The organism is Acinetobacter sp. ANC 4648 (assembly GCF_002135345.1).
Classification (GTDB): Bacteria; Pseudomonadota; Gammaproteobacteria; order Pseudomonadales; family Moraxellaceae; genus Acinetobacter.
The window spans coordinates 275485-290323 of the sequence record NZ_NEGI01000004.1 but is presented as its reverse complement, the minus strand read 5'-3'; the positions used below and the strand labels follow the sequence as shown (position 1 = coordinate 290323).

Genomic DNA, 14839 nt, shown 5'->3' with positions numbered 1-14839 from the left:
GTTTTATGCAGTGCTTAAATTAATATAAAAAAGAATTGGAAAGATATAGTTTTATTAAAATGCTATTTTAGAAACTATCAAGTAAATTTATAGTAGGGAAAATAGATAGCTTGTTCTTAGGAATCTAGGAAATAAAAAAGAGCTAAAATTTAAGCTCTTTTTTTAAAGTTATTAAAAGTAAATTTAACGCATTTTTGCCAAGAAACGACTTAAGCGTGTCATCGCTTCACGTAATTCATTTTCAGCTGGTAGGAATACGACACGGAAATGATCAGGAGTTGGCCAGTTAAAGCCAGTTCCTTGTACCAGTAGAACTTTTTCTGCCTTTAAGAAATCAAGCATGAATTTTTCATCATCTTCAATCGGATACATTTCTGGATCAAGACGAGGGAAACAGTACATTGCACCTTCAGGTTTTACACAGCTCACACCTGGAATATTGTTTAACATTTCCCATGCAATATTACGTTGTTCATATAAACGACCACCTGGACGGATCAAATCATTAATAGATTGATAACCACCGAGCGCCGTTTGAATCGCATATTGCGCTTGATGATTAGCACATAAGCGCATTGAGGCAAGCATATCTAAGCCTTCAATGTAATCTGCTGCACGTGATTTATTACCTGTAATGGCCATCCAACCTGAACGATAACCAGCAATACGATAAGCCTTGGATAAACCATTAAAAGAAATGCAGAGCTGATCGCCGGCTAAAGCTGCAACTGCAACATGTTCAATTCCGTCATAAATCACTTTGTCATAAATTTCATCAGCAAACAAAATTAGATCATATTTTTTTGCCAGCGCTACAATTTGTTCTAAAATATGGCGTGGGTAAACTGAGCCAGTTGGATTGTTTGGATTAATAATTACAATACCGCGAGTATTGGCTGTAATTTTGCTTTCCATATCTGCAATGTCAGGATACCAAAAGTTTTCTTCATCACACTTATAATGAATAGCCGTACCACCTGAAAGGTTGACCGCAGCCGTCCATAATGGATAATCTGGCATTGGGACTAACATTTCATCGCCATCATCCAACAGACCTTGCATTGCCATTACAATTAGTTCAGATACGCCATTGCCGATATACACGTCATTAACGTGCATATCCAAGATCCCTTTTTGTTGGTAGTACTGGCAAATGGCTTTGCGCGCAGGAAAAATACCTTTAGAATCAGTATAACCAACAGCATTTGGAAGATTTAAAGCGACATCATTAATAATTTCCTGAGGTGCTTCAAAACCAAATGGTGCAGGGTTGCCAATATTCAGTTTAATAATTTTATGTCCAGCTTCTTCCATTTCGTTGGCGGCTCGTAACACTGGTCCACGAATATCGTAGCAAACATGCTCGAGCTTTGACGATTTTTTGATTTCGCGTGGAGAAGTGTTACCTAAAACGGACATAATCCCATCCAATTATTTTGAGTTTATAAAAAATAGATTACTGAAATAGCACAATCTATGTTGAAATTTAGCTAGAAATTTTCCAAGCTCTAGCGTAAATATGGAACTACTGAAGCATGACATTGAATGTCAAAGATTTAAAGGAGTTAATGATGGGAAAACTCAATAAAACAGACCGAGAATGGCAAAGAGAGTTATCACCTGAGGAATTTAAAATTACTCGACAAAAGGGGACGGAGCCAGCTTTCACCGGAAAATATTGGAACACTAAGCAACATGGAGTTTATGTTTGTCGCTGTTGTGGTGCTGAATTATTCTCTTCTGATACAAAATATGACAGTGGGAGTGGCTGGCCGAGCTTTTATAAACCTGTCAATAGCAGTGCTGTAGATGAATCTGTCGATGGTTCACATGGAATGGCAAGAACAGAAATTGTGTGTCATCATTGCGATGCACATTTGGGTCATGTATTTGAAGATGGCCCACAACCGACTGGATTGCGTTATTGCATAAATTCAGCTTCATTAGAATTAAAAACACAAGAAAAAAGTGATGAGGAAACCTATCCATGACAAGTATTTATCAATTTGATGCTGAATTGTTAGAAGGGGAAAATAAAGCATTGTCTGATTATCAGGGCAAAGTTTTATTGATTGTAAATACAGCCAGTAAATGTGGATTTACTCCGCAATTTGCAGGACTAGAAAAATTATACGAAAAATATAAAGACCAAGGCTTTGAAGTACTGGGTTTTCCGTGTAATCAATTTGGTGGGCAAGACCCTGGTTCAAATGAACAGATTGGAGAATACTGCCAAAGAAATTATGGCGTTTCATTTCCAATGTTTGCTAAGGTTGATGTAAAAGGACCTGAAGCCCATGTTATTTTTCGTTATTTAACCAATAATAGTAAAGGGATTCTAGGCAACGGTATTAAGTGGAATTTCACTAAATTTTTAATTAATAAAAAAGGTGAAGTCATTAATCGTTATGCACCGACAACGAAACCTGAAGATTTAGAAGCTGATATTGAAAAAGCTTTGGCTGAAGAATGAATACTTTAAAACGCGATTTTTGAGTTCATCATGAGTTTAGAACCAACAGTCGAGTTTTGGAGTCATCCTGACATGCCTTATGTGGAAACACGTAGGGCATGTCAAAGTCGTATCTGTTATAAAGCGCATAGTCATTCAACCTTTTCAATTGGTGCTGTAGATCTAGGTCAAAGCTGTTTTTCGAGTCGTTTTAGTCCAGAGCAAATAATTGAATCAGGTTCTTTGGTCGTCATACCCGCTCATATTGAACATTCATGTAATCCGTTGCCTTATCAAGCTTGGAGCTATCAAATGATGCACTTGAATGCAAATTGGGTAGAAAAATTACTTGAAGAATTATGCATGGATTCTAGTCGATCGGTTCAGTCTGGTCATTTTCCTCAGTTAAAACCGCAGATCATCAAAACGGCTCATATATATCAGGCCTTCTCTCAATTGAATCTGTATTTGTTTAATTCTAAAGTTTCTATTTTAGCTAAAGAGCAACACCTAATAGAGGTGTTGACCGATATTTTATTGCCCAGTTTTATATGGAAAGACCTTGATTTACCTCAGTATTATCAAAAGCATTTAAATGAATTGATTAACTATTTGAATGTTGAAAATGAATGTATTTCTCTAGAAGATTTATCCAGTGAAATGGGTATTAGTCGCTACGCCATAATTCGGTTATTTAAAAATAATTTTGGTTTAACCCCACATGCTTACCAACTGAATAAGAAGGTTAATCAAGCACGTGAGTTATTAAAAAATGGGGAACAAATTATTAAAGTTGCACATGACTTAGGATTTACAGATCAGAGCCATTTTAATCGAGTCTTTAAAGCCCATGCTGGCGTAACTCCAAAACAATACCAACGAAATTAATGACTTAAAACGAGTGCGCAATTTTATACAAGAGTATATGTTCTACAATTCTTAAACTATCTAAAATTTTTTGAAGATAGATATGGAACTGTTTTTTATTATCGCATTGACTCATTTTATGGCTTTACTTTCACCGGGGCCTGATTTTTTTCTAATTATTACCACGCTTTTACGTAAAAGTAAAAAATCTGCGCATTGGGTGTGTGTCGGAATTGCACTGGGAAATGCACTGATCCTGATTGCTATATTGAGTGGCTTATTTTTATTGGGAAAAATTAATGTTGATATCATCAAATATATTCAAATCGGTGGTGCAATTTATTTAATTTATTTGGCATATATCTGTTTCATTTATGCTAAAACGCCCATTGAATTTGATATCAAGCCTACTCAGAATATTCATCAACCTCAATTGGTCATTAAAAATATAAGATTAGGTTTGCAATCAAGTTTACTCAATCCTAAAAATATGATGTTCTATAGTAGTTTAATTCTTTTGATAGATCAGGATTTTAATGCGATTCAAAAAATATTATTGAGTACTTGGATGATTAGTGTTGTCCTTATTTGGAATTTTTTTGTATTAAAATTAATTAGTCATAAAAAATGGATCGATTGGTTAAAGGCTAAATCGCAGTGGCTTTATTATATTTCGAGTGGCTGTTTTCTTTTTTTCTCAATGATATTGATTTTAGCTTAATTAGATTGAAATCATGCAAAGCCTAATTAAAGGCTTTGCACTGTTAAAATTTATAAAATATTTTTTAAGCGTTGAATGACTTGTTCACATTGTGAAATATCTGCAACCAATGCCATACGTACATGATTTTCACCTGGATTACCTTGCTCGGTTTCACGTGATAGATAACGCCCTGGTAGCACTTTGATATGGGCTTTTTCCATTAACATCTTGGCAAAGTTTTCATCATGATCTACCTTTAACCAATAGTAGAAACCTGCATCTGGTTTTTGTAACGGTAGCAAGGTACCTAATTCATTCTGAAATAAATCAAATTTTGCACGATAGAGTTTACGGTTTTCTTCAACATGGGTTTCATCATCCCATGCAGCAATTGAAGCTAATTGGTGTTGTACTGGCATTGCTGCGCCGTGATAGGTGCGGAATTTTAAATATGGTTTGAGTAAATTGGCATCGCCTGCAACAAAGCCTGAACGCATCCCCGGTAAATTTGAGCGTTTAGAGAGTGAATGGAAAACAATGCAATTTTTATAGTCATCACGGCCCATTTCAGCACAGACTTCTAAAAGACCTGTAGGTGCTTGATCAAACCAAAGTTCGGAATAGCATTCATCTGATGCAATCACAAAATTATATTGATCTGAAAGTGCAATTAACTTTTTAAATTGTTCTTTAGATAGGACGGCACCAGTTGGATTACCTGGAGTACAAACAAATAATAATGCGGTTTTTTCCCAGACTTCTGCTGGAACTGCATCAAAATCACCCAGATAGTGATTTTCTTCGGTACAGTTAATGAAATAGGGTTTGGCACCAGCTAAAAGCGTTGCACCTTCATAAATTTGATAGAAGGGGTTGGGCATCACCACATAAGGTGCTTCATCACGATTAATCAAGGCTTGTACAAATGAGAAAATACCTTCACGAGTACCTGTGACTGGAATAACCTGATCTTCAGCACTGATCGAGTTAAGCTTAAAACGGCGAGTCAACCAATTTGCAATACTTTGGCGTAATTCAACAATGCCTTTACTGTTTGGATAGGTTGAAAGATGTTGAAAATTATCAATAATGGCTTGCTTCACAAACTCTGGGGCAGGATGCTTTGGTTCACCAATCGAAAGTGGAATCAAAGGTAAGGCTGCAGGTTGCACATCCTTAAAAAGCTGAGTTAACTTTTCAAATGGATAAGGATGTAATAGGGACAAACTTGAGTTCATGAAACAATTACCAAATTAAAAAACAAGATTAATGTTGACTGAAAACCTGATTAGAAGCTTCATCAAGTGCTGATTTTAACTGCTCAGCAAATATCTGTGCCTCTTGCTCATTTAATGGTTGACCATCCGTTTTGGTGACAAAGAAGATATCCTCTGCTTTTTCACCCAGTGTCGCAATTCTAGCAGAGTGAATGTCTAAACCTTGCATCATAAATATGCCACCGATTTTTGCAAGTAAACCAGGTTGATCTAGGGTTGAAATTTCAATCATATTTTGTTGCAAAGCTTCGTTTAAGGTGACATCCACCGTATTTTCAATTTCAAAATGTCGTAATTGGCGTGGAATACGGCGCTGCATTAGGCCTGGATAAATATCGGAGTGGCTTAAAGCTTTGACTAATGCTTCTTTCACTGTGAGTTTACGATCTGAATCCGTAAGTAATGTTCCAAAACGATCTAAAACTACATAGGTATCTAAACTAAATGCCTTGGTTGCAGTAATAATGCGTGCATCTTGGACATCCAAATTCATTTTATCTAGTACAGCCACTGTGGTGGCAAATAAATTGGGCTGATCTTGAGTATAAATGAAAATCTGTACGGCATCTTGTGCAGCTTTACGGTGCGCTCGCATGAGAACTAAAGGTGCAGAATTGTCACCATGTTGTAAAATAGCGCGGGTATGCCACACAATTTCATCTGCTGATTCTTTAATAAAATATTCATCGCCCAACTCTTGCCACACTTTTTCGACATCATCCAAAGAAAAATCATTGACTAAATTTTCACTGGCCATAAATTTAGTGTCTTCAATCAACATTTGATAGTCGACTGGACGATCTAAACCTGAGCGGATGACATCTCGAGCATGCGTATAGAGTTGGCGCATCAGAGATGCGCGCCAAGTATTCCAAAGCTTTGGATTGGTAGCATTGATATCTGCGACCGTTAAGGTATACAGGTAATCAAGATGCTCCATGTCTCCCAGTTTTTCAGCAAAACCTTTGACGATATCTGGATCAGAAATATCTTTTTTTTGAGCCGTCATCGACATGAATAAGTGATTTTGAATGAGCCAAGCGACAAGATTACATTCGCGTTCAGTAAAGCCATGTGCTCGACAGAATTCAATTGCATCTGCCGCACCTAATTCGCTGTGATCACCACCACGACCTTTAGCAATGTCATGAAATAATGCAGCCAGTAGAACAATGTCACGACGAACTAAACGTTGGAAAACTGAGCTAACAACAGGATAATCTTTCGCAAATTCGGGTTCTTTAAAACGGGTTAAATTTCGGATCAGCAACAGGGTATGCGCATCTACGGTATAAATATGGAATAAGTCATATTGCATGAGCCCCAAAATTTGTCCAAATGCAGGAATATAATTGCCCAATACACCATAACGCTTCATCGCCACCAAGGTCTCGTATAGACGATAAGGGGAGCGAATAATTGACATAAACAAGGCTTGATGAACAGGATTGTTACGGTAATTGCCATCAATGCGTTTTGCAGCAAGAATGAGTAAGCGTAGTGTACGGGCACGAATGCCTTCAATTTCAGGACGATTGGCCAATAAATAAAATATTTCTAAAATGGCGCTGGGTCTTTCTGCAAATATTTTGTGATGTTGAACCGCAAGCTTGCCATCTACCAATTTAAAGTTTTCATTAATACTTTCAATTTTACGTTCGTAATTGGGTAAACGTGGGGTAATAACTGATTCATTAAAATAAGCGAGTAGCATCTCATTCAGGGTTGAAACCTGTTGAGCTGTACGATAATAACGCTTCATGAATTGTTCAATCGGATAATTAGGATGATGATCATCTTCACGTGTGTAGCCAAATTTTGCGGCTATTTCACGTTGATAATCAAATAATAATCGGTTTTCATCGCGTTTGGTTAAACGATGTAAGTGATGACGAATTTCCCAAAGAAAATTTTCAGCTTCTTCGAGTACGCCTAGTTCAAACTCAGAAATAAAGCCTAAGTGTACTAAATCATAGATTCGGTTGACACGGAAATGCCGTTTAGCAATCCAACCAATTTGGTTGATATCTCGAATACCACCAGGTGCATTTTTAATATCAGGCTCTAAATTACTTTCAGTATGATTATGTTGAGCATAACGACGGGCTTGTTCATCCATTTTTGCATCGAAGAAGGTTTTATCCGTCCACGTTTGTGAAACAACTCGACGTGGCCATTTCGCTAGATGTTGGTTGCCAGTAATAATCCGCGCTTCAATTAATGCAGTGGCAACAGTTAAGTCACTTGTGGCTTGCTCAAAACAACTACGGATAGTTCGGACACTAATTCCAGGTTTGAAATTACCAACATCCCAGAGTGAAGAAATGAACGAAGATACAATTTTTTCTTGCTCTTGCGTCAATTCTTCTTCTGATAAAATCATGATGTCGACATCAGAATAGGGCAACATTTCACGACGGCCATAACCACCAACCGCGAACAGACTCAGATTAGTTTGATTTAATTCAGCATGATCCCACAAAAAAATTAAGGCTTCATCAATTGCGTCTGAACGTGTGCGGACAATTTCACGAATCGGATGCCCTAAATCAAAACTTTCCTGAAGCTGCTTTTCAATATCTGTGCGCCATTGATTAATCGCTTGGATATCATGATTACTTGAAACGTAAGAGAGCAGAGGCGTTGTATTGATCATGAATTCTATTGTCCGCAACTTTAAACTATTGAGTTTGATTGACCGTAACTTTTGAAGCTGTTTCTAGTGCTAATTGGCGTGCTAAATCAGTATTTTCAGCACGGGCCGTAGCAACACCCATACGACGACGTTTAAAGCCTTTAGGTTTACCAAAAAGACGTAAGTCGGTATTTGGATTTTCTAGTGCAAGATTTAAGCCAGAATATGACAGATTCGTAGCATCAACGCCTGCATAGATCACCGCGCTAGCTGCAATGCTATGTCGAGCAGTATTGACAGGTAAGCCTAAAATGGCACGTGCATGGAGTTCAAACTCACTTTGAAATTGCGATGCTAAAGTGACTAAACCAGTATCATGTGGACGTGGTGAAACTTCACTAAACCATACTTTGTCGCCTTTGACAAATAGTTCGACCCCGAAAATACCACAGCCGCCTAAAGCTACAGTGACTTTATTGGCAATACGTTTTGCTTCTTTTAATGCCTCAGTAGTCATTGCTTGAGGTTGCCAGCTTTCGACATAGTCACCTGAATCTTGACGGTGCCCAATGGCATCACAGAAATGAGTTTCAATTTCACCTGTCTCAGCATTTTTAGCACGTACAGTAAGAAGTGTAATTTCAAAATCGAAATCAATTTGTGATTCGACAATCACCGTACCTTGGTTCACACGGCCGCCTGTTTGTGCATATTCCCAAGCAGTATCTACTTCTGAAAATTCTTTAACTCGTGATTGACCTTTACCCGAAGATGACATCACTGGTTTTACAAAATTTGGATAACCAATATCATCACATGCTGCGCGGAAGCTTTCTAAGGTATTGGCAAAGCGATATGCAGATGTTGGTAATCCTAATTCTTCGGCAGCAAGTCGACGAATACCTTCGCGGTGCATGGTTAAGCTCACTGCCTTTGCCGAAGGAATAACAGTTGCTATGTTATTTTTTTCAATTTCAATTAAGACTTCAGTTGCAATTGCCTCAATTTCAGGAACAATTAAATTGGGTTGGATTTTTTCGATAAGGGCTTTAAGTTCGATTGGATCAGCCATATTTAACGTGTAGGAAAAATGTGCCACTTGCATTGCAGGGGCATGGTCATAACGGTCAGCGGCATGTACTTCCACACCTAATCTTTGTAGTGAAATGACCACTTCTTTGCCAAGTTCCCCTGAACCAAGTAACAGGACTTTGAAAGCAGAAGATTGAAGTGGGGTGCCAAGAGTGACGCTCATGTGAACCATCCATGCTTATGTTTTTGGCTTTTAAGCATAGCAGAACTGACACCAGTGTTAAGCCTTGATTTGCATAAAATAATAATTTTTGTTGGACAAGAGTTGTAATACTTGGAAGCTTTGAGTCAGCTAACTTTTATACTTTATTTAAGTTATCTTATTGAATTATAATTTATTGTCTAGATTTTAAGTACTTTGCATTGGCTATGCATTTAAAAATGCATAGGGAAATAGGTGTATACCAATCCATAAGCCAAAGCCGCGGTTAATGTTGCCAGTACAAGTTTTTTAAATTTAAAATATAAGGTGATCAAAACCATAAAACCAACCAACATGGCAAAGCTTTTATTGGGCGTTTCAATTAGGGGGGGGAGTGTCGCAACTATTAACATAGAGCTGATTGCAGCAATACCAATACTACTTAAGGCAATTTTTAACCAGACAGAGCCACGTTTTGGGCTATTTTGATGCCGTTTTTGAATGAAAAATAACGGGCCAAAACGAGATGCAAAATTGGCGATACCTACCACAATACCAACCAATATAACTTCAAGATTCATGTGGTGCTCCCGAACTTTCTGGTTTTAAGTCATCATGCTGTTTCAAAATATAGTATTTAAACAGTCCAGCACCGATGCCAGAGAGAATGCCGATAAAGATTGCGGCGGATAAATTAATAAAATAACAAGCCAATCCGGAAATAATTAAAGATACTGCAACGACCAATGTATGTTTCTTTTCAAATGCGGCCAGTAAAAAACTTAAAAATAATGCAGGTAGTAAAAAGTCTAAAGCTGCTTGTAAAAAATGTGGCAGGTTGCTGACTTGGTCTGCAAATAAACCACCCAATAGTGAACCCAGTGCCCAAGACAGCCAACTGAATAAACTTAGTCCCAACATCCAAGATTCAGACCATTCTTCACGACGTTGTGAAAGTTTAATCATACCGCTGGCAAAAACTTCATCAGTTAAGCCCCAAGACCAAATTGCAGTTTTTTTTAAGTTTAAACGATCTTGAATTAAATTTTGCAAAGCAGGGCCGTACAGGACATGACGAATATCTAGTGCTATTACAGTTAAAGCAGTCATCCAAATGGATGTACCACTGCCTAAAAGGGCAACTACTAAAAATTGACTGGCACCAGCATACATCGAGCATGAAAGAAATAATGCTTCCCATGCACTGAAACCAAATTGTGTTGCAGACACGCCAAAGGCAAAAGAAACCGGTAAATAAGTAAAGATAATGGCTTGACTATCTTTAGCGCCTTGCCAAAAACCAGCAGGTTTGATTGGAGGATATTTGTGCTCAGACACGACACACCTTAAAAGAGTAAATCAAAAGGTAAATTGAAGTTGAGTATTGTACCCGAATTCACTAGCATAGTAGTTAATTGTTTGTTCAGGTATTCACTATGTTTGCGGTCAAGCCTCACTCTTTCCTAATGATGGTTGTATTTTCTAGTATTTTAGGTTTGCAAGCGTGTGGAAATTCATCTTCTGATCCGAAAGACAAGGTGGAAATTAAAGCTGCACCTAAATTGACCAATGATGCAACAGCGTATGCTAAACAAGCTTGGATATTGATGAATCAGGTTGAGCCATATGTGTATCGTAAGCAGTTGAATTTAATTGAGGATAAAGTTCGGAAACCTATTCGTAAACTCAGTATGGATTGGCGTATTAATGTCAAAATGACTGACTCAGTTACTGAAGGTAAATATGCTTTATGCCGTAAAGCATTGACCAGTTTAGATACTTGGGCAAGAGCAAATTTGGAAAAAGGTGACAATATTTTGCCAAAACAAAAAGCTTATGAGCATGATAAAGCACAATGTAAAGATGCGATTGATCACCCAGCATTAGGTAATACCAAAGCTAATAATAATATTTTCTAAAGATGCACTACTTTAAACTAAGTCATAGAAAAGCGAGATCTTTAAATCTCGCTTTTTAGCCTGAGAATTAATGTTTTGTAGCATCTGTTTTTGCTTTGTTGCTCGTATCTTTCATCGTGTGCGCTTTGTCGGCTGTTGTTTTTGCTGCATGTGTTGAGTCGTGTTTTGCACCCATGTTTGTCTCTTTTGCTTTGTTTGTGGTGAGATCGGTTGTATTTTTAGCGTTATGAGTGGCTTTATCCTTTGCTTTAGTCGTATCGTTTTTAGCTTTCATGGCTGTATCTTTACTATTTGTGGCAGCTTTACTCATACCAGAAGCAGCAACACATGTTCCGCCTTTATGGTTTGGTCCAGTTCCACCGACCAGCGTTGTGCCTTTTGGGCATGCAAATGCTGTCGCGCTTAACATGGCAAATAAACCAACGGTTATAACTTTTATGATTTTTTTCATTGTCTTTATCTTTATATGGTAAGGCGTTAGTACCTAAACTAAAATGTAATATGACATAACAATTTTGAAAAGCACAAAGTTGTTAATTAAAGCAAACATTTATAGTCTTATTGCAGCACAGTTGAATTTTTAATTTATATTTAAGCTTTGTCATAAAGATTGATATTTTTATTGTATTAAAATAAGTTATTTATATATTTTTTTATTAATTATGAATTTATTAGGTTTTTTTGATACAAGTATTATAAGAATATCTAAAGTTAATATTATATGAATTTTATCATTCGAAAAGCGACAAAGGCTGATACAAATCACATTTACCAATTGATTAAGCAACTTGCACCTTTATTTTTAGAGGAGCAAGATTTTGATACGCTCGAACATTTTAAGTGTCACAAGATTGATGAATTTATTCAAAGTAATGAATTTGAATATTTACTTATGCAAAGTGAACAAGAACTGATTGGTGTCATTGCTTTAAAGAAACCCAGTCATTTGTATCACTTATTTATTGCTGAAAAATTTCAGAAGCAAGGTTATTCACGGGTATTGTGGGATTATTTATTAGAACAGCATTGCTCTAATGTGAGTGAGGTTATACAGGTAACTGTAAATGCAAGTTTGAACTCAGTAGGTGTTTATGAACGTTTAGGCTTTCATCGACTGGAGCAAGCTGTTCAGACATTTAATGGAATGAAGTTTGTTCCAATGCGCTATTCGATCTTTTCAAGCCATAATACTTAATACATTTTTCCCTGAAATTAAAAAGCCTCAGCTAGACTGAGGCTTTTATTTTTAAAACTTATACATTAAAACGGAAATGTAAAACATCACCATCTTGTACGATATAAGTCTTGCCTTCTAAGCGCCATTTACCAGCTTCTTTAGCACCAGCTTCACCGTTATATTGAACGAAGTCATCGTATGCAATACATTCAGCACGGATAAAGCCTTTTTCAAAGTCGGTATGAATAACACCAGCAGCTTGAGGTGCAGTTGCACCAACTTTTACCGTCCATGCACGTACTTCTTGTACGCCAGCAGTAAAGTAAGTTTGTAGGCCAAGTAGTGAATAACCTGCGCGAATTACCACGTTTAGACCTGGTTCTTGCATATCCATAGCTTCAAGGAATTCAGCACGATCTTCATCTTCAAGTAAAGAAATTTCAGCTTCAATTTGGTTACACAGTGGAACCACAATTGCATTTTCTTCTGCAGCTAACTTTTTCACAGCATCTAAGTGTGGATTGTTTTCAAAACCATCTTCAGCAACGTTGGCGATATACATGGTTGGCTTTAAAGTCATTAAACCAAAGCCACGAACCAATTTACGCTCATCATCATCAAGATCAGTCGCGCGAGCTGGTTTACCTTCATCCAATACAGGTTGAATTTTTTCTAAAACCGCTTTGGTTGCGATTGCTTCTTTATCGCCACTTTTTGCAGATTTTGTTAAGCGAGTGATTGCTTTAGCAACAGTTTCTAAGTCTGCAAGTGCAAGTTCAGTGTTAATGGTTGCAATATCATCTAATGGATCAATTTTACCATTGACGTGAATAACATTTTCATCTTCAAAACAACGTACAACATGTGCAATTGCATCAGTTTCACGAATATTGGCAAGGAATTGGTTACCTAAGCCTTCACCTTTAGATGCACCAGCGACTAAACCTGCAATATCTACAAATTCCATCGTGGTTGGAATAACGCGTTGTGGTTTTACAATCGCCGTTAATTTGTCTAAACGTGGATCAGGTACAGGAACAATTCCTGTATTGGGTTCAATGGTACAAAATGGGAAGTTCTCAGCAGCAATAGCAGCTTTAGTCAATGCATTGAAAAGTGTAGATTTACCAACATTCGGCAAGCCGACAATACCGCAATTAAAACCCATGAAATGACTCACAAAGTATTATATAAAAATTGCCGACGATTTTACATGAAAGCCATGACAAAGTCAGGTCTCCGTCACAAGATTTAAAGTCTTAAAAAAGTTTTGTTAAAATGACAGAAGCTATACACATAATGTTCATTGTATTTCATGTATTGAATGATTACAGTAACGCTTTATTAGGACTAATCTTGATTAAAGACTTGATTAAAAAAATAATTTGGAGAATTTATGCGCACGCTTTACCAATTTCCACTTTCCCATTATTGTGAAAAAGCACGTTGGTTGCTTGATCATAAAGGGTTGGATTTTATTGCGCATAATTTAATTCCAGGGGTGCATCGGGCATTCTCACAATTAAAAACAGGGCAAAATAATTTACCTATTTTAAAAGATGGGGAGCGGTGGATTGCTGACTCGACCCAAATCGCTTTGTATTTAGATGAGATTTATCCTGAGCACGCTTTATTACGTTCAGATCTAAGATTACGTGAAAAAACACTGGAAATTAATTTACTCGCCAATGAGCTTGGCTTACACGTCCGTCGTTGGGGCCTCGCACTCACCTTATCAATTAGTGATGAACCTATAGAAATTATGATTGGTGAAAAAGGTTATTTACGTAGATTTGAAAAAATTTCTAAACCAATTTTAAAAACATTAATTGCTAAAAACTATCAACTAGATGCTGAAAGGGTAGCGGTATCCAAAAATACGATGGATGCTATTATTGCTGAATTAAATCAGATTTTAATTGAAAATCATTGTCGCTATTTAGTCGGAGATCGTTTGGGGCTGGCCGATATTGCAGTATGTTCGATGCTGGCACCGCTATTGGAGCTCGAGGGTACGCCTTGGGAAAATGAAAATCATGAAATTCAGTCAGATGCATTTCTTGGATATAAAAATGAATTACTGAATCTACCTTTAGGGCAATATGTTCAACGAATCTATATGACTGAAAGAAATGCACGTGTAGATTGGCGAGGTATTTAAGCTGTTTTCAGAAAGGATAAGTGAATTTTTGATATTACATGAATGAAAAATTATCAAAATTTCACTAAAATGTAGATAAATTTACCGTTATTTATGTTTTTGTAGAAAATAAATACAAATTTATGCAATTTAATGAAAATATTTTCTAAAAAATACTAGAAATTAATAAATTTTAGGCAAATAATCCAGTAAGGATGAATGTAAGGTATACATTAAACTGAGATGGGGTAAGACGGGGAATACTAGAAAAATTTTGATTTGCTTAGGGCTTGGATAGCATAGAATTTTATAGAGAACTGCTATGCAGTGGCCAGCAAATAATTTTTGATGTAAATCCTGTTTTTCGATTAAGTTTTAGCATTCTCAGATGTAATCAGCATGATGAGTTCATCATACCCAAATAAAGAATAACAT

The 14839-nt window shown here is 36.9% G+C and carries 15 protein-coding genes; 7 read left to right on the top strand and 8 right to left on the bottom strand.

Annotation, left to right across the window (positions count from 1 at the left end; all coding sequences use genetic code 11):
* Positions 1-183: 183 nt before the first annotated feature.
* Positions 184-1419 (bottom strand): pyridoxal phosphate-dependent aminotransferase, encoded by a 1236-nt coding sequence (locus tag B9T27_RS09265; RefSeq protein ID WP_086206539.1) that lies wholly within the window; start codon positions 1417-1419, stop codon positions 184-186.
* Positions 1420-1571: 152 nt separating this feature from the next.
* On the opposite strand from B9T27_RS09265, the gene msrB reads away from it, so the two are divergent.
* The 4 genes from msrB to B9T27_RS09245 all read left to right on the top strand — a co-directional run bounded on the left by msrB (position 1572) and on the right by B9T27_RS09245 (position 4040).
* Positions 1572-1991: a peptide-methionine (R)-S-oxide reductase MsrB gene (msrB, locus tag B9T27_RS09260; protein WP_086206538.1), complete on the top strand. Its 420-nt coding sequence runs from the start codon at positions 1572-1574 to the stop codon at positions 1989-1991.
* Positions 1988-2473 carry a glutathione peroxidase gene (locus B9T27_RS09255; protein ID WP_086206537.1) on the top strand — a complete coding sequence of 162 codons (486 nt, stop codon included), beginning with the start codon at positions 1988-1990 and terminating at the stop codon, positions 2471-2473. Before msrB ends, B9T27_RS09255 begins: the two co-directional genes overlap by 4 nt.
* A gap of 30 nt (positions 2474-2503) precedes the next feature.
* Complete coding sequence (locus B9T27_RS09250) at positions 2504-3340, top strand: AraC family transcriptional regulator (protein WP_086206536.1); 837 nt, start codon at positions 2504-2506, stop codon at positions 3338-3340.
* Positions 3341-3422: 82 nt separating this feature from the next.
* Positions 3423-4040, top strand: coding sequence for a LysE family translocator (locus B9T27_RS09245; RefSeq protein WP_086206535.1), 618 nt, complete (start codon positions 3423-3425; stop codon positions 4038-4040).
* Between the two features lie 50 nt (positions 4041-4090).
* On the opposite strand, the gene dapC is transcribed toward B9T27_RS09245, so the two are convergent.
* The 5 genes from dapC to B9T27_RS09220 all read right to left on the bottom strand — a co-directional run bounded on the left by dapC (position 4091) and on the right by B9T27_RS09220 (position 10506).
* Positions 4091-5260, bottom strand: coding sequence for a succinyldiaminopimelate transaminase (dapC, locus tag B9T27_RS09240; RefSeq protein ID WP_086206534.1), 1170 nt, complete (start codon positions 5258-5260; stop codon positions 4091-4093).
* Positions 5261-5288: 28 nt separating this feature from the next.
* Entirely contained in the window at positions 5289-7955 is a 2667-nt protein-coding gene (gene glnD, locus B9T27_RS09235; RefSeq protein WP_086206533.1) for a [protein-PII] uridylyltransferase, read from the bottom strand.
* A gap of 25 nt (positions 7956-7980) precedes the next feature.
* Positions 7981-9198: a formate-dependent phosphoribosylglycinamide formyltransferase gene (gene purT, locus B9T27_RS09230; RefSeq protein WP_086206532.1), complete on the bottom strand. Its 1218-nt coding sequence runs from the start codon at positions 9196-9198 to the stop codon at positions 7981-7983.
* Positions 9199-9401: 203 nt separating this feature from the next.
* Positions 9402-9749 (bottom strand): L-valine transporter subunit YgaH, encoded by a 348-nt coding sequence (gene ygaH / locus B9T27_RS09225; protein WP_086206531.1) that lies wholly within the window; start codon positions 9747-9749, stop codon positions 9402-9404.
* Positions 9739-10506 carry an AzlC family ABC transporter permease gene (locus tag B9T27_RS09220; RefSeq protein WP_086206530.1) on the bottom strand — a complete coding sequence of 256 codons (768 nt, stop codon included), beginning with the start codon at positions 10504-10506 and terminating at the stop codon, positions 9739-9741. The genes ygaH and B9T27_RS09220 overlap by 11 nt, the downstream gene beginning before the upstream one ends.
* Before the next feature lie 98 nt (positions 10507-10604).
* Between B9T27_RS09220 and B9T27_RS09215 the strand changes: the two genes are divergently transcribed.
* On the top strand, positions 10605-11087 hold the full coding sequence (locus B9T27_RS09215; protein WP_143222572.1) for a hypothetical protein: 483 nt from the start codon (positions 10605-10607) through the stop codon (positions 11085-11087).
* 67 nt (positions 11088-11154) lie between these two features.
* Here the strand turns inward: B9T27_RS09215 and B9T27_RS09210 are convergent, their stop codons facing one another.
* Positions 11155-11538 carry a hypothetical protein gene (locus tag B9T27_RS09210; protein ID WP_086206529.1) on the bottom strand — a complete coding sequence of 128 codons (384 nt, stop codon included), beginning with the start codon at positions 11536-11538 and terminating at the stop codon, positions 11155-11157.
* A 270-nt stretch (positions 11539-11808) separates the two neighbouring features.
* On the opposite strand from B9T27_RS09210, the gene B9T27_RS09205 reads away from it, so the two are divergent.
* Positions 11809-12282, top strand: a complete 474-nt coding sequence (locus tag B9T27_RS09205; protein WP_086206528.1) for a GNAT family N-acetyltransferase — start codon at positions 11809-11811, stop codon at positions 12280-12282.
* A gap of 58 nt (positions 12283-12340) precedes the next feature.
* Here the strand turns inward: B9T27_RS09205 and ychF are convergent, their stop codons facing one another.
* Entirely contained in the window at positions 12341-13432 is a 1092-nt protein-coding gene (gene ychF, locus B9T27_RS09200) for a redox-regulated ATPase YchF (RefSeq protein WP_086206527.1), read from the bottom strand.
* A 228-nt stretch (positions 13433-13660) separates the two neighbouring features.
* On the opposite strand from ychF, the gene B9T27_RS09195 reads away from it, so the two are divergent.
* Positions 13661-14425 carry a glutathione S-transferase family protein gene (locus B9T27_RS09195; protein WP_086206526.1) on the top strand — a complete coding sequence of 255 codons (765 nt, stop codon included), beginning with the start codon at positions 13661-13663 and terminating at the stop codon, positions 14423-14425.
* Positions 14426-14839 lie beyond the last annotated feature (414 nt).